We start from the raw sequence: 17921 nt of genomic DNA, 5'->3' as shown, positions 1-17921 counted from the left end.
GCCTACAGATTTTTCCTACGTGTAAGTGGCGATAAAACCGACATCCGAAAATGCTTGAAACCTGTATGGGGCATGGCGCGGTTCGCGATTCGATGGACGTGTTGAAAGGGCAAGACGCTCAGGGCCAGGTTTCGGATGAACGTCCGGATGCCTTTGGCCACGAAAGCGATTCGCAGCGCCATTTCGGCAGGTTCGGGCTTTTTTCGGGGTGTCTTTATATCACCCGCCGGTCGGCTGCCAACTAACCGATTGGTCGGGTTCCGTGTTGCCTTGTGTTCTTCTCTCGCACTGCCTGGAGCATTTGTGCCATGAGTTCTGCCTCGCTTATAAAGACCCCGCCCGAGAAGGTGACGGTCAACGGTTGGGTGTTTTACACCTCTACCGCGCTGATTCTGTTGTTGACCGCCATTCTGATGATCGCCCCGAAAGAGGCTGGCAGTTTGTTGGGTGTGGCTCAGGCCTGGTTGTCGCGCAGCTTCGGCTGGTACTACATGGTGGTGATTGCCGCCTATCTGGTATTTGTCGTGGGCCTGGCGTTTTCCTCGTACGGCAAACTCAAACTGGGCAGCAAGGACGACACCCCGGATTTCAGTTACGGCGCCTGGGCGGGGATGCTGTTCTCGTCGGGTATCGGTATTTCGCTGCTGTATTTCGGCGCTTCCGAGCCACTGGATCACTACTTCAATCCGCCGGAAGGCGCAGCGGCCACCAACATGGCCGCGCGTCAGGCGGTGCAACTGACTTTCCTGCACTGGGGCCTGCACGGCTGGGCGATCTACGCACTGGTAGGTCTGGCCGTGGCGTACTTTGCCTATCGTCATAACCAGCCGCTGGCCCTGCGTTCGGCGCTGTATCCACTGGTGGGTGAGCGTTGGGTCAAAGGCGCGGCCGGTCACGCGGTGGACGGCTTCGGCATGTTCGTGACCCTGCTGGGTCTGGTGACCAACCTGGGGATCGGCTCGCTGCAAGTGTCCTCCGGCCTGGAAAACCTGTTCGGCATGGAGCACAGCAACACCAACCTTTTGATCGTGATCATCGTCATGAGCACCGTGGCAACCATCGCTGCCGTGTCCGGTGTGGAAAACGGCATCCGTCGTCTGTCCAACCTGAACATCGTGCTGTTCAGCGGTCTGCTGATTTTCGTCCTGCTGTTCGGCCCGACCCTGCACCTGCTCAACGGCTTCGTGCAGAACATCGGCGACTACCTCAACGGCGTGGTGCTGAAGACGTTCGACCTGTACGTCTATGAAGGCGACAACGCCAAGTCCGACCGCTGGCTGGGTCTGTGGACTCTGTTCTACTGGGCGTGGTGGATTTCCTGGGCCCCATTTGTAGGCATGTTCATTGCGCGTATTTCCCGTGGTCGTACCGTGCGCGAACTGGTCGCCGGCGTGCTGCTGATTCCGCTGGGCTTCACCCTGGCCTGGCTGTCGATCTTCGGTAACTCGGCACTGGATCTGGTGATGAACCAGGGGGCGGTCGAGCTTGGCAAGACGGCGCTGGAACAGCCGTCGATGGCCATCTATCAGTTGCTTGAGCATTACCCGGCGTCGAAAATCGTCATCGGTGTGTCGATCTTTGTTGGCTTCGTGCTGTTCCTGACCCCGGCCGACTCCGGCGCGGTAATGATGGCGAATCTGTCCTGCAAGGGCGGCAACGTCGACGAAGATGCGCCGCACTGGCTGCGAATCTTCTGGTCGGTCGTGATCACCCTGGTGACCATCGGCCTGCTGTTTGCCGGTAACTTCGAAGCCATGCAAACCATGGTGGTGCTGGCCGGTCTGCCGTTCTCGGTGGTGCTGGTGTTCTTCATGTTCGGCCTGCACAAGGCAATGCGTCAGGACGTGCAGATCGAACAGGAGCAGGCGCAACTGGCTGAACGTGGTCGTCGCGGTTTCAGCGAGCGTCTGACGCAACTGGACCTGCAACCGAGCCAATCGGTGGTGCAGCGTTTCATGGACAAGCAGGTCAGCCCGGCGCTGGAAGACGCTGCCGCGCAAATGCGTGCGCAGGGTCTGGAAGTGCAAACGCTTTTGGGTAAATCCAAGCGTTGCATGGGCGTGCGCATCGAGATGGAAGAGGGCAACCCGTTCGTTTACGAAGTGAGCCTGGACGGTTATCTGGCGACCCCGACCGAATCGGCCCAGTCCGATGAAGCGCGCCAGCGTTACTACCGCGCCGAGGTGTATTTGCACAACGGCAGCCAGGATTACGACCTGATGGGCTTCACGCAGGATCAGATCACACGCGATGTGCTCGATCAGTTTGAAAGCCATCGGCAACTCCTTGGCCGGGTGTACAGCTAAACCTTGAGGATCGGCGGTGTAGCGAATGCACCGCCGAACATTGTGGTGAGGGGATTTATCCCCGATGGGTCGCGAAGCGGCCCTGAAACCTGCGATCGCGATTTATCTGGATATCGCAGTTGCCGGCTGGGGACTGCTCCGCAGCCCATCGGGGATAAATCCCCTCACCACAGGTTCTCTGTTTGCAGCGGAATAATCTGCACTAACAAAAACGCCGCGATCCTCTCGCGGCGTTTTTGTGTCCGGGGTTCTTACCCCAGGTTCTTGCCCAGCAACGCGTGATACAGCTCACTGTCGCCCAAGATCCCCACCACATGATTGTTATCGTGCAGCACCAGTTTGTTGCCGGTCTGATAACGAATCTGCAACGCATCACGCATGCCGATATTCGAATCCACCAGCGTTGGCTTGCGCTCCAGCCCTTCCACCGCTTGCCCCGGCGCCCAGTTCTGCAGGTTCAGTACCGAACCGTTCTGCCGCGCACCCTTGATGGTGTTGCCTTCGGCCAGGTCCAGCCACGAGTCGCCGCCCGGATCCAGACACACCGAACCGTTGATGCGTTTGCACTTGTCCAGCGTGCGCATCAGGCTGCGACCGCAGAGCACGTTGAGCGGATTGGTGTGCGCGACGAAGGTGCGCACATAGTCGTCCGCAGGGGTCAGCACAATCTCTTCCGGCACGCTGTACTGGATGATCCGGCCGTCTTTCATGATTGCGATTCGGCTGCCGAGTTTCAGCGCTTCATCAAGGTCGTGACTCACGAAGACGATGGTCTTGCTCAGCTTGCGTTGCAGTTCCAGCAATTCATCCTGCAGACCCTGACGGATCAACGGGTCGAGTGCCGAAAACGGTTCGTCCATCAACAGAATGTCGGCGTCCATCGCCAATGCTCGCGCCAGGCCCACGCGCTGTTGCATGCCGCCGGAGAGTTCATCCGGCTTCTTGTTACGCCACTGTGTCAGGCCGACCAGTTCGAGTTTTTCGTCGACCAGTTTCTTGCGTTCCTTCTCCGGGCGACCCTGCATTTCCAGACCGAAACTGATGTTCTCGCGCACCGTCAGCCACGGCATCAGGGCGAACTTCTGGAACACCATGGCGATGCGTTTGGTACGCATCATTTTCAGCTCTGCGGGGGTACAGGAGGCAATGTCGATCTGACGGTTTTCATGCTCGACGAACAGCTTGCCGCGGCTCACGGTGTTGAGGCCGTTGATGCAGCGCAGCAGGCTCGATTTGCCGGAACCGGAGAGGCCCATCAGCACGCAGATCTCGCCTTTATTGATGTCCAGCGTGGCTTTTTCCACGCCGACAATCTGCCCGGTCTTTTTCAGGATCTCGTTGCGGGTCATGCCCTGATCCAGCAGCTTGAGTGCCTCGCGTGGATCCTTGGAGAAGATTACGTCGACGTCTTCGAAGCGAATTATGCTCATGCGTCACCCCCTACTTTGGCGTCGGGTTGTTTGCAGATACGGTCGAGCATGATCGCCAGCAGTACGATCGCCAGGCCTGCTTCGAAGCCCAGGGCGATATCAGCAGTGTTCAGTGCGTTGACCACCGGTTTGCCGAGTCCGTCGGCGCCCACCAGTGCCGCGATCACCACCATCGACAACGACAGCATGATGCACTGGGTGATGCCGGCAGCGATGCTCGGCATGGCGTGAGGCAGTTCGATCCGTGAGAGCAATTGGCGACGCGAGCAGCCGAAGGCCTTGCCGGCGTCCATCAGTTCTTGCGGGACATCGCGGATGCCCAGGTAGGTCAGGCGGATCGGCGCAGCGATGGCGAACACCACCGTGGAGATCAGGCCCGGCACCACGCCCAGCCCGAAGAGGGTCAGGGTAGGAATGAGGTAAACGAAGGTCGGTACGGTCTGCATCAGATCGAGTACCGGACGCATTAACGTGTAGAACATCGGTTTGTGCGCGGCGACGATGCCCAACGGCACGCCGATGACCACGCAGACCAGGGTCGCGAACATGACCTGGGCGAGGGTTTCCATGGTTTCCTGCCAGTACCCCAGATTGAGGATCAGCAGGAAGGAGGCGATAACGAAAGCGGTCAATCCCCATTTGCGCTGGATCAGATGCGCAATCAGAGCGATGAGGCCGATCAAGACCAGCGGGTTGAACCAGGTCAGCGCAAACGTCACGCCGTGGATCATCGTTTCCAGGGTCACGGCGATTGCGTCGAAGGTGCTGGCGCCGTGTTGCGTCAACCATTCAACGAAGCCCGCGATGTACTGGCCTAAAGGTATTTTCTGATCAATCAGCATGGTAGTGAACGTCCGCATGCAAGGAAATAAACAGCCCGGGGGAGCTGGCTCCCCCGGCATAAGCGATTACTGCAGTTTGGCTTTCACGGCCTCCAGGCCAGGTTTACCGTCAATGGTGGTCACGCCAGCGAGCCAGGTATCGAGCACCTGTGGATTCTTTTTCAGCCAGGCCTTGGCGGCCGCGTCAGGCTTCATCTTGTCGTCGAGGATGTTGCCCATCAGTTCACTTTCCATGTCGACAGTGAACTCCAGATTTTTCAGCAACTGACCGACGTTGCTGCACTCGGTGGCGTAGCCCTTGCGAGTGTTGGTCGCCACGGTTGCAGCACCGAAATCCGGGCCGAAGAAGTCATCGCCACCGGTCAGGTATTGAATCTTGAAGCGCTTGTTCATCGGGTGCGGCGCCCAGCCGAGGAAGACCACGGCGGTGTCGCGTTTCTGCGCGCGGTCAACCTGCGAGAGCATGCCCGCTTCGGAGGATTCGACGACTTTGAAACCGGCGGTTTTCAGGCCGAAGGCGTCTTTGTCGATCATGCTCTGGATCAGACGGTTGCCGTCGTTGCCAGGCTCGATGCCGTAGATCTTGCCGTCGAGTTCTTTCTTGAATTTGGCGATGTCGGCGAAGTCATGCAGACCCTTGTCATACAGGGCTTGCGGCACGGCGAGGGTGTACTTGGCACCCTTGAGGTTGGTGCGCACGGTTTCCACGGTGCCAGCTTCGCGGTAAGCCTTGATGTCGTTCTCCATGGTCGGCATCCAGTTACCGAGGAACACGTCCATGTTCTTGCCGTCGGCCAGCGACTTGTAGGTCACGGGCACGGAGATCATGGTGGTCTTGGTCTTGTAGCCGAGGGCGTTGAGGACAACGGAGGTGGTAGCGGTGGTGGCGGTGATGTCGGTCCAGCCGACATCGGAGAAGTTAACGGTAATGCACTGCGCCGGTTCTGCAGCTTGAGCCAGTAACGGCAGACTCAGCATGGCGGCCAACAACAACGACGGGGAACCTTTCATGGATGGACTCCTTGGTGTTTTTTTTGGCAGTGTTCCGACTGTGGACCACCGCACTTATAGGTTGCGGTTGGATGGCGTTCTGGAGACAGCTCTACCACGGCGCCTTGCAATCGAGTCATAACGATCATGTACCAGTGAAAATCTGACGCCTACAGGGGGCGTCGTATCCAGTACAGGGATGGTCGCATCCAGTGTCAGTGACGTCGCTTACAGCTTTTTTTGGCCCCGTCTGGCCATCTGAACCGCATAAAAACGGCGAAAACCGGGGACGAAAGCGGCACGGCGTTAGTGGGCATGAGTGCGTCGGTGTCAGACGCCGTGCGACCTGACAAAAGCCTGATGATGCGGGCATTCCGGCGGATCGCAGCTTGAGCGTAGCAGCTCCGCCAGCGGGCGCTTATCGCCCCGGATCGGCATCCTCAGGAGCTCTGCAGCAATGGCTATCAGCGTTTTCGACCTGTTCAAAATCGGCATCGGCCCTTCCAGTTCCCACACCGTCGGGCCGATGCGCGCCGCGGCGTTGTTCGTCGAGTCGCTAAGGGACAAGCACCAGCTGGAACAGGTGCGTCGTATAGAAGTGCAATTGTTCGGATCGTTGTCGGCCACCGGTATCGGTCACGGCAGCGACAACGCGGTGATCATGGGCCTGATGGGCGAATGGCCGGACGCTATCGACCCGTCGCAGATCGGCCCGCGCATTCAGGCGCTGCGTGAAACTCATACCCTTCTATTGGATGGTCGTTTGTCGGTGCCGTTTGTCTGGGCACGGGACATGCGCCTGATCGACGAGAATCTGCCGTTCCATCCCAATGCGATGACGATTGTTGCCGAGGGTGATCACGGTGAACTGCATCACGACACCTACTATTCGGTGGGCGGCGGTTTCGTGGTGGATCAGGCGCAGGCGTCCAGTGGCGTGGTCGATCTGGATCGCACCGAGTTGCCTTATGACTTTTCCAGCGCGGTGGAGCTGCTGGAGCTGTGCAAGAAGAACAACCTGCGCGTCGCCGAATTGATGATGGCCAACGAAAAGGTCTGGCGCAGCGAAGAGGAAATCCGCGCCGGGCTGATGAAGCTGTGGCGGGCGATGCAGGACTGCGTCGAGCAGGGCCTCAAGCACGAAGGCATCCTGCCCGGTGGATTGAATGTGCGTCGGCGCGCGGCGAAGTTGCATCGCAGCCTGCAGGAATTGAACAAGCCCAATGTGATCGGCTCGACGTTGAGTGCGATGGAGTGGGTCAATCTGTTCGCCCTGGCTGTTAATGAAGAGAACGCGGCCGGCGGGCGCATGGTCACGGCGCCGACCAACGGTGCGGCGGGGATCATCCCGGCGGTGTTGCACTACTTTATGAAGTTCAGCGAAGCGGTCACCGACGCCAACGTGGTCGACTATTTCCTCGGTGCGGCGGCGGTAGGGATTCTGTGCAAGAAGAACGCTTCGATCTCGGGTGCCGAAGTCGGCTGCCAGGGCGAGGTCGGTTCAGCCTGCGCGATGGCGGCGGCAGGGCTGGCGGAGATCCTCGGGGCGACGCCGGAGCAACTGTGCAACGCCGCAGAAATCGGTCTGGAGCACAACCTCGGCCTGACCTGCGATCCGGTTGGCGGTCTGGTGCAGGTGCCGTGCATCGAGCGCAATGCGATTGCCGCCGTGAAGGCGATCAACGCGGCGCAAATGGCGTTGCGTGGCGATGGTCAGCACTTTATCTCGCTGGATCGGGTGATCCGTACCATGCGTGATACCGGTGCCGACATGCATGACAAATATAAAGAGACATCGCGCGGTGGCTTGGCGGTCAGTGCTGTTGAGTGCTAAGACCAAGTTGACCCCAATCGCTGGCAAGCCAGCTCCCACAGGTTCTGTTGTGATACAGAAATCTTGATCACACAGAAAATCCCTGTGGGAGCTGGTTCTCATAAGTTGTCGGGTGTTGCTGAAATCTTGTGAGCATCAGCAATCCCTGTGGGAGCTGGCTTGCCAGCGATGAGGCCGGACCAGTCAAAACTGCTCACCAAGTGAACACGGTAATCAAATCACGCCACCTTTTAGCGCGTCGCAATCAGATAAGAGTCTTTCCCACCTGTAACAGGCAATCAGCACACGCTACCGTCCGTCACCCGTGCCTGCGGTGACACTCCGAAACAACCGCGCGCAAGCCCATTCCCACAAGTGCTACCGATTTGCTCACAGGCAACGGAGCAGGGCTCTCACCAACGCTGATGGCACTTCGAAATACCTTTCGTCGGACGTCTCGAATAGACACGTCGCGACGTCGTTTTCAGGAGTTATTGAACGGCCATTCAATTTTAGGCATGGCAATTGCTCTGTCATAACAAAGCCCGTCTCCCGCATGAGCACGCGGCAATAACAAGAGCCTCCGCCTGAGGCCATCACCCGCTTTGTGTGAGGAGATACCGCGATGACGTCGTTCAACTCCGGGGCCCAACCCCAGAACCGTGCGCCTCAATCCATCGGCTTTTTGCTGCTGGACAATTTCACGCTGATTTCCCTGGCCTCTGCGGTAGAACCGCTACGCATGGCCAATCAATTGTCCGGTCGTGAGCTGTATCGCTGGAGCACCCTCACCGTCGATGGCGGCCAGGTGTGGGCCAGTGACGGTCTGCAAATCACTCCCGATGCCTCCATGCACAAAGCCCCGCCCTTGGACACCGTGATTGTTTGCGGCGGGATCGGCATTCAGCGCACGGTTACCCGTGAACACGTCTCGTGGCTGCAAAGCCAGGCGCGCCAGTCCAAGCGCCTCGGCGCCGTGTGCACCGGCAGTTGGGCCTTGGCCTGCGCCGGCCTGCTCGACGGTTTCGATTGCAGCGTGCACTGGGAATGTCTGGCGGCGATGCAGGAAGCTTTCCCGCGCGTGGCGATGAGCACGCGCCTGTTCACCCTCGACCGTAACCGTTTCACCAGCTCTGGCGGCACCGCGCCGCTGGACATGATGCTGCACCTGATCAGCCGCGATCACGGCCGTGAACTGTCCGCCGCGATCTCGGAAATGTTTGTCTACGAACGTATCCGCAACGAGCAGGATCACCAGCGCGTGCCGCTCAAGCACATGCTCGGCACCAACCAGCCGAAGTTGCAGGAAATCGTCGCGCTGATGGAAGCCAACCTCGAAGAGCCAATCGACCTCGACGAACTGGCGGTGTACGTCGCCGTATCGCGTCGCCAGCTGGAGCGGCTGTTCCAGAAATACCTGCACTGCTCGCCGTCGCGCTACTACCTCAAGCTGCGCCTGATCCGCGCCCGGCAGTTGCTCAAGCAGACGCCGATGTCGATCATCGAAGTGGCTTCGGTGTGTGGTTTCGTCTCGACGCCGCACTTCTCCAAGTGCTACCGCGAATACTTCGGCATTCCGCCGCGTGACGAACGCGTAGGTTCCAACACCACCCAGCAAGTGGCGATGCTGCCGCTGCCGCAGGCGATTGTGATGTCGCCGCTGTCGGGGCCGATGTCGGCGTTGAGTCAGGCGCGTAACGAGTCGACGTTTGCCAGCGTAAGGCTGTAGATCGAGTCGCCCCTATCGCTGGCAAGCCAGCTCCCACAGGATCTGTGCAGTACACAAATGTTGTGTTTGCCCGGATCAATGTGGGAGCTGGCTTGCCAGCGATGGCGGCCTGTCAGGCGCTGTGGGTCTGTTGGTATTGCGCCAATGCCGGCAACAACTGTTTGTCGATCGCCTGACGCACCGCTGGCTGAATACTCGCGCCGCTGGTGTACATATCCTTGACCATCTTGCGCAGTTCAAATGCGCGCACATTATCCAGACCGCGCACTGCACACTCGCAGGCCTGCTCCGCTGTGGAGCCACTCGGTACCTGAAAACCCAATGCCTTGAGCTGTCCCAACAGGTCTTCCTGATCGATCAAATCGGCATACATCATGACGCGCATCCTTCTTCGGCAACGGAGGTCGTGGCTCGATTCTGGTAGGCATGGGAAGGGACGGCAAGGGCGATTTGTCGCAGTGGCCGCGACGGCTATGAACAGGTCGTTTTCGGCTAACTCGTCGTTGAGGGGAGTGGGCACACTGAACTCAGCTTGCAACACGAAGGTTTGGTCACCCTCGCACGGCAGCTCCTCAACAGTAGCTTCTGCCCCGATCCTGTCACGGCTTGTATCGGGGCTTTTTTTGGCTGTGAGCCAGAGAATGGCGTGTTGCTGCTGACGCCTTCGCTGGCAAGCCAGCTCCCACAGGTTTTGGGTCTGATCAATTATTTGTTTTCGACGCCGAACCCTGTGGGAGCGGGCTTGCCCGCGATGAACGATGACGCGGTCTAGCGTTGCAACACCAGAATCCGCGACAACAACTCATCCCGATCGATGTAGCACCCCTGGAAATGCCGCGCCCCGGTCGCCGGATCAAACGCATTGCGCGCATGCAAGGTGCGGCGGTTATCGAAGCACCACAGCTCCCCCGGATTAAGTCGCTGCATCAGCCGAAACCGTGGCTCGCGGGTCATCGCGATCAAGCGTCGATAGGCGCGATAGAGCAACGGCATCTGCTCCACCGACGTATCGAACGCGCCGCGCAGAAAATTCGCCATGCGAATTTCCGCAACCCGGCCCAGCGCATCCAAAGCGATGATCGGCGCGAGACACCGATAGTCGCTGTGGCGATCCTTGTTGCGAAACTCCACGGGGATTTCGCATAGCGCCTGAAACGACGCCGGGTCTTCGCTGCGCAATGCATCGGCAATCGCAAAGCCATCGACAAAAATGCTCTCGCCACCCTCGGCGTCATTCACCAGACAATGCAGAAATTGCAGCCCCGGTTGCAGCTCGCGGGTGGGCAGATCCGTGTGCAGCGGCAGATTGAAAGCGGTGTAGGCGTTACTGTCGGCGTCGGCTTTGGATTGCACGTTGAACAGCGCGCCGAAATTGCTTTCGCGAATGAAGGAAATGCGCTGCGCGATCTGCTTCAGCGAACCCGGTTCGGTCGGTACGCCGCGCACCTGGGTCAGACCGATGTCGCGGACAGCGATCAGCCATTGCAGCAACGCGCCGTTGTCGTTCATCAGCGCCGAATATTCGAATACCGGCAACTGCAGATCGTTGTGCCACAGGTACGCCTTGGGCTTGGCGGCCAGACGTTCGGCGCGTGATTCGTCGTCGTAGGCATGCGCACGCAACCAGCCCGGATCGAAACGACTGAGGTGGCCATCCTGCCAGTCGATGCGCAGGCAGCCGTCGGTGTCGATGTGTGCAGCGACAGGCTTGAGGTCTTCAACAGCATCGACAATTTCGAAGACCTGTTCGCGAGTGACACTATAAACGCAGTGCTGACACGGACAGTTGTCCCGCAGCCAGACGTGGTGAAACGGGCTGATGCGCCCGTCAGCCCACTCGATGGCAACGCGATCCGCCAGACTCTGCACGCCGCTCAGCGCGCTGATCAACGGATAAGTACGGAAATCGGCAACAGCGGCAGCGGTGTGCATGGCGGCTCCTTGTGATCGATGAATTTACCGGGCGGGTGGCAGGGCAATGACGCGGCCGATGTAGGTGGGAGAGGGCAGGTCTTGCTGCTCGGCGACGATGCTTTGCAGATGGCTCAAGGTGTCCGTGCTGAAAGGCGTCGAGCGTGGGCCTGAGAGGTCAACGTGCAACAGCATCTGTTCGTTGCCCGCCAGTTCCTGATCCTCTCCAGCCTTGTGCAGGCTGTGATAGAGGTGCAGGCGTTTGCTGTCGTGGCCGATGATTTGCGTGCGCACTTCGACGTCGGTATCGAGCTTCACTTCGTGCAGGTAGTTGAGGTGCAGTTCAAGGGTGAACAGCGAATTGCCGCTGGCTTCGCGGTTGTTGCTGTCCATGCCGAGGCGATCCATCAGAGCGTCGGTGGCGTAGCTGAAGATCAGCAGGTAGAAGGCATCGCGCAGGTGGCCGTTGTAGTCGACCCATTCGGGGATGATGCGGGTTTGGTAGGTGGTGAGGGTGGGCATGATTGGGTTCCGGCAGTCAGGTGGTCTTCAAGATCAAAAGCTACCCCCTCACCCCAGCCCTCTCCCCCAGGGGGGAGAGGGGGAAAGGGAGCCGATCGGGGGCCTTTCAATATTGGAGTTCGGCTCGGTGGTGCAGGTCGGCGTAGCTCGCATGAACAACGCGGTCAGTCCCCTCTACCCCTGGGAGAGGGCTAGGGTGAGGGCAACGGTTTGAAGCGAACGCATTACTCGCTGAAACTCATGCCATGCTTTTCCTTGGTGATCTTCACCGCCTCAAGCACCGCCAGCAAACAATCATCACGATAGCGCTCCAGCGCCGAAATGCTGTGGCGGCCAAGCTGCTCACTGGTGCCATCCACCACATCATCGATCAACTTGTCCGTCAGCTCGGGCGCCGGCAGATACGTCCACGGCAACTGCAAGGCCGGACCGAATTGCGACATGAAGTGGCGCATACCGGCATCACCACCGGCCAGCGTGTAAGTCAGAAACGTGCCCATGAACGACCAGCGCAAACCGGCGCCAAAGCGGATCGCATCGTCGATTTCACCGGTAGTCGCCACGCCGTCGTTGACCAGATGCAGCGCCTCACGCCACAGCGCTTCGAGCAAACGGTCGGCGATGAAACCGGGCACTTCCTTGCGTACGTGCAACGGGCGCATGCCGAGGGATTCGTAGACTTTCATCGCTGCCTGAATAGCTTCCGGCGCGGTGTTCTTGCCACCCACGACTTCGACCAATGGCAGCAGATAAACCGGGTTGAACGGGTGACCGACCACGCAGCGCTCTGGATGCGTCGAACTCTCGTAGAACTCGCTCGGCAGCAGACCCGAAGTGCTCGAACCAATCAGCGCATCGGCCTTGGCCGCCGCGCTGATTTTGCTGTGCAGATCGAGTTTCAGCTCCAGTCGTTCCGGGGCGCTTTCCTGAATGAAATCGGCATCACAGACGCACTCTTCGATGGTCGCGACAAAACGCAGACGATCCTGCGAGGCGCCGGGCGCCAGACCGTTTTTCTCCAGCGCACCCCAGGCATTGGCTACGCGTTTGCGCAGTGCCGCTTCAGCGCCGGGCGCCGGGTCCCAGGCCACCACGTCGAGGCCATGGGCGAGGGCACGGGCCACCCAGCCGCTGCCGATGACACCGCTGCCGAGGGCGGCGAATGTTTTGATGTTGGTGATAAAGCTCATGGCGAATTCCTGAAAATATTCGGTGATCCCGTGTGAAACCGGTTCTTGTGGCGAGGGGATTTATCCCCGTTGGGTCGCGCAGCGGCCCCAAGAATTTTGCGACTGCTGCGCAGCCGAACGGGGATAAATCCCCTCGCCACAATTCCGGTTCCCAAAGGGAATAGATGTAGGGTTAACCGCGCTGGGTCAGGCCCATTTTCTTGCGACCTTCCGCCGGGGTCAGTACCCGGGCGCCCAAGCGGCTGAGGATCTCGGTGGCGCGTTCGACCAGTTGGCCGTTGGTTGCCAGCACGCCCTTGTCCAGCCACAGGTTGTCTTCCAGCCCGACCCGCACGTTGCCGCCGAGCAGGACTGCTTGCGCGGCCATCGGCATCTGCATGCGGCCAATGCCGAACCCGGCCCACACCGCATCGGCGGGCAGGTTGTCGACCATGGCTTTCATGGTGGTGGTGTCGGCCGGCGCGCCCCACGGGATGCCCAGGCACAACTGGAACAGCGGGTTGTCGAGCAAGCCTTCCTTGATCATCTGCTTGGCGAACCACAGGTGCCCGGTGTCGAAAATCTCCAGCTCGGCCTTCACGCCCAGCTCGGTGATGCGCTTGGCGCCGGCGCGCAATTGCGCCGGGGTGGAGACATAAATGGTGTCGCCATCGCCGAAATTCAGCGTGCCGCAATCGAGAGTGCAGATTTCCGGCAGCAGTTGTTCAACATGGGCCAGGCGGGTCAGCGGGCCGACCAAGTCGGTGTTCGGGCCGAACTCCATCGGGTTCTCGCCGGCACCGATCTCCAGGTCGCCACCCATGCCGGCGGTGAGGTTGACGATGATGTCGACGTCGGCCTCGCGGATGCGCTCCATCACTTCGCGGTACAGCGCCACGTCACGGCTGAACTTGCCGGTCTGCGGATCGCGCACATGGCAATGCACAACGGTGGCGCCAGCCTTGGCCGCTTCCACCGCCGCCGCCGCGATTTGTTTCGGGGTTACCGGCACGTGGGGGCTCTTGGCGGTCGTGTCGCCAGCACCGGTGAGTGCGCAGGTGATGATGACGTCGTGGTTCATGGTGCGGTTTCCTTCAGGCGTGATGGGTCTGTCCGCAGCCCATTTCGGGGTTGCGAAGCTTCGTCCGGTTCCCTCTCCTCAGGGAGAGGGTCAGGGTGAGGGGCTTTCCAATCGGGGGATTATTTGCTGGTCAGCTGGAGATTTTCAGCGGCCGGTTTGCCGTCGAATGTGGTTACACCGTCAAGCCAGCGCTGCTTGTCTTCCGGGTGATCCTTGAGCCATTGCTTGGCCGACTCAAAGGCGTCCTTGTGATCAAGCAGCGGCTGCATCATCCGGCTCTCGTCTTCGGCGGTGAACGTCAGGTTGCTCAGCAGGCGGCCGACGTTCGGGCACTGTTCGGCGTATTTCGGCGCAGTGACCGTCCACACCGTGGCCATGCCTTCGTTCGGGCCAAGGGCGTCATCGCTGCCGGTGAGGTAGGTCATTTTTACGTTGACGTTCATCGGGTGCGGCGCCCAGCCGAAGAACACCACGGCCTCCTTGCGGCGCACGGCGCGATCAACGGCGGCGAGCATCCCGGCTTCGCTGGATTCAACCAGCTGGAATTTGCCGAGGCCGAACTGGTTCTTGCTGATCATCGCCTTGATCTGCGTGTTGGCGCCCGAGCCCGGCTCGATACCGTAGATCTTGCCGCCCAGTTCTTTCTCGAATTTGGCGATGTCGGCGAAGGTTTTCAGGCCCTTGTCGGCCAGATAGGTCGGCACGGCGAGGGTGGCGCGGGCGTCTTTCAGGCTCGGTGCTTCGAGGACTTTGACCTGATTGGCGTCGACGAACGGGGTGATGGTCTGGGTCATCAGCGGGTTCCAGTAGCCGAGGAACAGGTCCAGCCGCTGGTCACGGATACCGGCGAAGATGATTTGCTGGGACGCGCTGGTTTGTTTGGTGTTGTAGCCGAGGCCGTCGAGCAGGACCTGGGTCATGGCACTGGTGGCGATCACGTCGGTCCAGTTGACCACGCCCATGCGTACGTTCTGGCAAGACGCGGGTTCGGCCGCCATGACGCTGGCGCTCAAGAAAGCGGTACCGCTGAGTGCAAGAACACAGCTGCTGATCAGTCGTTTCATGTCGGGTTCCTCGGCAGGTCGTTTATTGTGGTTCCCGGCGTCTGATGCGCCGGTGATGCAAAGTTACGCAGCTGTGTGCCTTTGAAAGCGCACTGCGGCGACTGGCATTTGCACTGTAGCGACCTGTGCTCTTGAATGCCGAAGACAACTGGCGTATCAACATTCCACGCTACCCGCCAACCGAGTGCGCCCATGTCCCAGGACTTCTACTTCTTGCTGATGCCGGGGTTCTCCGCCATTGGCTTTATCTCTGCGATTGAACCGCTGCGCGTGGCCAACCGTTTTCGTGGCGAGTTGTACCGCTGGCATGTGCTCAGTGCCGATGGCGGGGCGGTGCTGGCGAGCAATGGCATGTCGGTCAACGCCGATGCGGCGCTGGAACCTTTGAAGAAAGGTGCGACGCTGTTGGTGGTGGCCGGGTTCGAACCGCTGAAGTGCGCCACGCCGACGCTGGAACATTGGCTGCGGCGGCTGGATAACGAAGGCGTCACCCTCGGCGCCATCGATACCGGTAGTTTCGTGCTCGCCGAGGCCGGTTTGCTCGATGGCCATCGCCTGACCCTGCACTGGGAAGCCATCGATGCCTTCAAGGAATCTTATCCACAGCTCAGTGTGACCCAGGAACTGTTCGAGATTGACCGCCGGCGCATCACCTCGGCCGGCGGTACCGCCTCCATCGATTTGATGCTCGACCTGATCGCCCAGGCCCACGGCCCGCAACTGGCGATTCAGGTCAGCGAGCAGTTCGTATTGGGACGGATCCGCCCGCGCAAGGACCACCAGCGCATGGAAGTCGCCACGCGCTACGGCATCAATAACAAGAAACTGGTGCAGGTGATTGGCGAGATGGAGCAACACAGCGAGCCGCCGTTGACCACGCTGCAACTGGCGGAATCGATCAAGGTGACGCGGCGGCAGCTTGAGCGTTTGTTTCGGCTGCATTTGAACGACACACCGAGTAATTTCTATCTGCGTCTGAGACTGGAAAAGGCCCGGCAGCTGCTGCGTCAGACTGACATGAGCGTGCTGGAAGTCAGCATCGCCTGCGGGTTTGAATCGCCGTCGTACTTCACCCGTAGCTATCGCGCCCGCTTTGCGCGCTGCCCCCGTGAAGACCGCCGCACCGCCCAAGCCTGAACGGCTTCAGTAACGCTATAGAACCCTGTGGGAGCGGGCTTGCCCGCGATAAGGCCAGCACATCCAACATTGTCATTGCCTGACACACCGCCATCGCGGGCAAGCCCGCTCCCACAGGTTCCGTGTGATGTCGGGAATCGGGTTACTTCTTCACCAACGCCGAACACGCCGCCTTGTACGCCTCATGCTGATACTTGTTCAGCGTCCCCGGCAGCTCGAAATTGTGCTTCTTGGCCTGCGCATTGATCGTCTGCGGCGACAACAACGTCACCTCACACCCATCCAGCAACTGAAACACCCCCTCAATCTTGAACGTCGTCGGCCCACCGGCAAATTCACCCTTCTTGCTGCGCTTCTTGATCGCAATCCGATCAATCGAATGCTCGCGCACAAACGAAGCAACCTGCGCTGCGAAGCGTTTGACGTTGGCCGCCTCGTCGTCATCGTCGAGGGCGATTTTCTTGGTGCTGAGGGCGACGTGACTCAGGGTCGAACCGTCGAGAGCGGCCACGGCGATGATCGCTTCGCTGCCTTTGATTTCGATGCCGCAGATGTTCATGGGGAATTCCTTCAAGTGAAGAGGGCAGCTTACAGTTCAAGCTGATTGGCTGTGATGCCGAAGGCTGCTGCAATTTTCTCGCGCGTGGCCTTGCGAGGCTTGGCGACTGTTTCCTGCTGGGCAAACGCCGGTTGCGAAATGCCCATGCGTTTGGCGACTTCTTCCTGTGTCAGATTCAGGTGCTCGCGCCAGGCACGGATCGGTGTTGCCCCATCGACCATCCGGCTGACGACCTCATGGGGAATCAGGTCGGGCTGCATTTTTTGCGCAACGTACTGCGCGTAGGGAATGACGACGAAGGCGGGGTTGCCCTCGGCGTCGTTGATGATTTGGATGTCAGTAGGTGCGTTCATCGCGTTTCTTGACCTCTTGAATACTGACCACTTTGATTGCGCCATCCCAGTCGAACATGACTCGATAATTACCGACACGCAGGCGGTAGGAGTAGTCATGGCCAATCAGTGCTTTGACATTGCCCATATCAGGCATGTCGGCAAGCGCCGTAACGGCATCTCGAACCTGTACCTGATGCACAGAGTGCAATTTCAAGAGTTGCTTAACGGCCTTTCGTGTCCAGTGGATGCTGTTCATGGAAGAATATAAGTCTTTTATAAGATTCGCGAGTCTTTGCTTATATTTTTAAGGTGGCCAATCAAGAACAGTTGTCAGGATATTGCGTGAAGCGCCCGTAGATCGGGGCTTTCACGCAATAGGTGTAGGCGAAGTCGGCATGTGCCGTAAGAAGAAGAGATTCACGAGGCAATTGCAGAAAGCAGTGCCAATTTTCCTTCAAATTTTTAGGACTATTCCTGCCCAATCGACTCCAAAAACTCCGACCGTTCATCACTCATCCGCGCCACGCAGTCATTCTGCGCAATCGTGAAGGCCTTGCTCCCCGCCGTCGCCGGGAACGCCTCCACCGCGCAATCCGCATCCCGTGTCTTCAGCCACTGCTGCTGGGCGGTTTTGAGTTTGGCGGTGATATCCGCCAGTTGCGCGGCGTTTTTGCCGTAGGTGGCCTGCATGCGCTCGGCGAGGCTGGCGTAGTTGTCCTTGAGCAAATCCTCGGCGGTGGTGCGGCTGTAGGTCGAGCATTCCAAGGTCTGGACGTCGTTTTCCACCGCGTCGCACGGGTTGTTGTCGGTCTCTTCGGCGGCGTGTACGCCGGTCGCAATCAGTGCCAGGGCCAGGAAGATCGATTTCATGTTGTCGCCGCTCTAATCCAGTGGTGTATCCAAGATGCGCCAGATTCTGGCTCAAGCTGGCGGGCTTGAACAGGTAGCTGATCGGAGCGCCTGGCGACCCTTTGTCGCGGATTGACGCTTTCGGCAATTCCCCTGTCGTTTTTGCACCCGGGCGCCCGGGCAC

At 59.4% G+C, this 17921-nt stretch carries 17 protein-coding genes; 4 read left to right on the top strand and 13 right to left on the bottom strand.

The features are described 5' to 3' along the window. Window positions 1-308: 308 nt before the first annotated feature. Window positions 309-2306 (top strand): choline BCCT transporter BetT, encoded by a 1998-nt coding sequence (gene betT / locus KI231_RS27230; RefSeq protein ID WP_103304245.1) that lies wholly within the window; start codon window positions 309-311, stop codon window positions 2304-2306. Between the two features lie 251 nt (window positions 2307-2557). Here the strand turns inward: betT and choV are convergent, their stop codons facing one another. The 3 genes from choV to KI231_RS27215 form a co-directional block, all read right to left on the bottom strand. Further along, on the bottom strand, window positions 2558-3736 hold the full coding sequence (gene choV, locus KI231_RS27225) for a choline ABC transporter ATP-binding protein (RefSeq protein ID WP_213026805.1): 1179 nt from the start codon (window positions 3734-3736) through the stop codon (window positions 2558-2560). Further along, entirely contained in the window at window positions 3733-4578 is an 846-nt protein-coding gene (gene choW / locus KI231_RS27220) for a choline ABC transporter permease subunit (RefSeq protein ID WP_103304244.1), read from the bottom strand. The genes choV and choW overlap by 4 nt, the downstream gene beginning before the upstream one ends. Before the next feature lie 66 nt (window positions 4579-4644). Beyond that, window positions 4645-5589, bottom strand: coding sequence for a choline ABC transporter substrate-binding protein (locus KI231_RS27215; RefSeq protein WP_213026804.1), 945 nt, complete (start codon window positions 5587-5589; stop codon window positions 4645-4647). Window positions 5590-6025: 436 nt separating this feature from the next. Here KI231_RS27215 and KI231_RS27210 point away from each other — a divergent pair, with 436 nt between their 5' ends. Next, window positions 6026-7402 carry an L-serine ammonia-lyase gene (locus KI231_RS27210; RefSeq protein WP_213026803.1) on the top strand — a complete coding sequence of 459 codons (1377 nt, stop codon included), beginning with the start codon at window positions 6026-6028 and terminating at the stop codon, window positions 7400-7402. Between the two features lie 604 nt (window positions 7403-8006). Further along, window positions 8007-9110 (top strand): choline metabolism transcriptional regulator GbdR, encoded by a 1104-nt coding sequence (gene gbdR / locus KI231_RS27205; RefSeq protein ID WP_007949927.1) that lies wholly within the window; start codon window positions 8007-8009, stop codon window positions 9108-9110. A gap of 112 nt (window positions 9111-9222) precedes the next feature. On the opposite strand, the gene KI231_RS27200 is transcribed toward gbdR, so the two are convergent. From KI231_RS27200 to KI231_RS27175, 6 genes are all read right to left on the bottom strand, one after another. Then, complete coding sequence (locus KI231_RS27200) at window positions 9223-9486, bottom strand: hypothetical protein (RefSeq protein ID WP_103304375.1); 264 nt, start codon at window positions 9484-9486, stop codon at window positions 9223-9225. Between the two features lie 392 nt (window positions 9487-9878). Next, a complete protein-coding gene (locus KI231_RS27195; RefSeq protein ID WP_213026802.1) occupies window positions 9879-11042 on the bottom strand; it encodes a gamma-butyrobetaine dioxygenase in 1164 nt (387 codons plus the stop codon). A gap of 24 nt (window positions 11043-11066) precedes the next feature. Beyond that, window positions 11067-11543, bottom strand: a complete 477-nt coding sequence (locus KI231_RS27190) for a thioesterase family protein (protein WP_213026801.1) — start codon at window positions 11541-11543, stop codon at window positions 11067-11069. Window positions 11544-11767: 224 nt separating this feature from the next. Further along, window positions 11768-12733, bottom strand: a complete 966-nt coding sequence (locus KI231_RS27185) for an L-carnitine dehydrogenase (RefSeq protein WP_213026800.1) — start codon at window positions 12731-12733, stop codon at window positions 11768-11770. A gap of 172 nt (window positions 12734-12905) precedes the next feature. Then, window positions 12906-13793: a 3-dehydrocarnitine:acetyl-CoA trimethylamine transferase CdhC gene (gene cdhC, locus KI231_RS27180; RefSeq protein ID WP_213026799.1), complete on the bottom strand. Its 888-nt coding sequence runs from the start codon at window positions 13791-13793 to the stop codon at window positions 12906-12908. A gap of 119 nt (window positions 13794-13912) precedes the next feature. After that, window positions 13913-14857, bottom strand: a complete 945-nt coding sequence (locus KI231_RS27175) for a choline ABC transporter substrate-binding protein (protein ID WP_213026798.1) — start codon at window positions 14855-14857, stop codon at window positions 13913-13915. 192 nt (window positions 14858-15049) lie between these two features. On the opposite strand from KI231_RS27175, the gene KI231_RS27170 reads away from it, so the two are divergent. Then, entirely contained in the window at window positions 15050-15994 is a 945-nt protein-coding gene (locus tag KI231_RS27170) for a GlxA family transcriptional regulator (protein WP_103304490.1), read from the top strand. A 142-nt stretch (window positions 15995-16136) separates the two neighbouring features. Here the strand turns inward: KI231_RS27170 and KI231_RS27165 are convergent, their stop codons facing one another. From KI231_RS27165 to KI231_RS27150, 4 genes are all read right to left on the bottom strand, one after another. Continuing rightward, window positions 16137-16553 carry a DUF3010 family protein gene (locus KI231_RS27165; protein ID WP_213026797.1) on the bottom strand — a complete coding sequence of 139 codons (417 nt, stop codon included), beginning with the start codon at window positions 16551-16553 and terminating at the stop codon, window positions 16137-16139. Between the two features lie 29 nt (window positions 16554-16582). Next, complete coding sequence (locus KI231_RS27160; protein WP_103304487.1) at window positions 16583-16906, bottom strand: helix-turn-helix domain-containing protein; 324 nt, start codon at window positions 16904-16906, stop codon at window positions 16583-16585. Further along, window positions 16890-17144: a type II toxin-antitoxin system RelE family toxin gene (locus tag KI231_RS27155; RefSeq protein WP_213026796.1), complete on the bottom strand. Its 255-nt coding sequence runs from the start codon at window positions 17142-17144 to the stop codon at window positions 16890-16892. The genes KI231_RS27160 and KI231_RS27155 overlap by 17 nt, the downstream gene beginning before the upstream one ends. Before the next feature lie 212 nt (window positions 17145-17356). After that, entirely contained in the window at window positions 17357-17758 is a 402-nt protein-coding gene (locus tag KI231_RS27150; RefSeq protein WP_213026795.1) for a lysozyme inhibitor LprI family protein, read from the bottom strand. Between the last annotated feature and the right edge of the window lie 163 nt (window positions 17759-17921).

Origin of the sequence: Pseudomonas sp. Seg1 (assembly GCF_018326005.1) — a bacterium.
In the GTDB taxonomy this organism is placed as follows: Bacteria; Pseudomonadota; Gammaproteobacteria; order Pseudomonadales; family Pseudomonadaceae; genus Aquipseudomonas.
This window is presented reverse-complemented; position numbering and strand designations above follow the sequence as displayed.

Bases quoted from the DNA above. Each gene is read 5' to 3' on its own strand.
- KI231_RS27210 (WP_213026803.1), top strand. From the start codon at position 6,026: ATGGCTATCAGCGTTTTCGACCTGTTCAAAATCGGCATCGGCCCTTCC.
- KI231_RS27150 (WP_213026795.1), bottom strand. From the start codon at position 17,758: ATGAAATCGATCTTCCTGGCCCTGGCACTGATTGCGACCGGCGTACAC.
- KI231_RS27170 (WP_103304490.1), top strand. From the start codon at position 15,050: ATGTCCCAGGACTTCTACTTCTTGCTGATGCCGGGGTTCTCCGCCATT.
- KI231_RS27190 (WP_213026801.1), bottom strand. From the start codon at position 11,543: ATGCCCACCCTCACCACCTACCAAACCCGCATCATCCCCGAATGGGTC.
- KI231_RS27175 (WP_213026798.1), bottom strand. From the start codon at position 14,857: ATGAAACGACTGATCAGCAGCTGTGTTCTTGCACTCAGCGGTACCGCT.
- betT (WP_103304245.1), top strand. From the start codon at position 309: ATGAGTTCTGCCTCGCTTATAAAGACCCCGCCCGAGAAGGTGACGGTC.
- gbdR (WP_007949927.1), top strand. From the start codon at position 8,007: ATGACGTCGTTCAACTCCGGGGCCCAACCCCAGAACCGTGCGCCTCAA.
- choV (WP_213026805.1), bottom strand. From the start codon at position 3,736: ATGAGCATAATTCGCTTCGAAGACGTCGACGTAATCTTCTCCAAGGAT.
- KI231_RS27165 (WP_213026797.1), bottom strand. From the start codon at position 16,553: ATGAACATCTGCGGCATCGAAATCAAAGGCAGCGAAGCGATCATCGCC.
- choW (WP_103304244.1), bottom strand. From the start codon at position 4,578: ATGCTGATTGATCAGAAAATACCTTTAGGCCAGTACATCGCGGGCTTC.
- KI231_RS27200 (WP_103304375.1), bottom strand. From the start codon at position 9,486: ATGATGTATGCCGATTTGATCGATCAGGAAGACCTGTTGGGACAGCTC.
- KI231_RS27195 (WP_213026802.1), bottom strand. From the start codon at position 11,042: ATGCACACCGCTGCCGCTGTTGCCGATTTCCGTACTTATCCGTTGATC.
- KI231_RS27185 (WP_213026800.1), bottom strand. From the start codon at position 12,733: ATGAGCTTTATCACCAACATCAAAACATTCGCCGCCCTCGGCAGCGGT.
- KI231_RS27215 (WP_213026804.1), bottom strand. From the start codon at position 5,589: ATGAAAGGTTCCCCGTCGTTGTTGTTGGCCGCCATGCTGAGTCTGCCG.
- KI231_RS27155 (WP_213026796.1), bottom strand. From the start codon at position 17,144: ATGAACAGCATCCACTGGACACGAAAGGCCGTTAAGCAACTCTTGAAA.
- cdhC (WP_213026799.1), bottom strand. From the start codon at position 13,793: ATGAACCACGACGTCATCATCACCTGCGCACTCACCGGTGCTGGCGAC.
- KI231_RS27160 (WP_103304487.1), bottom strand. From the start codon at position 16,906: ATGAACGCACCTACTGACATCCAAATCATCAACGACGCCGAGGGCAAC.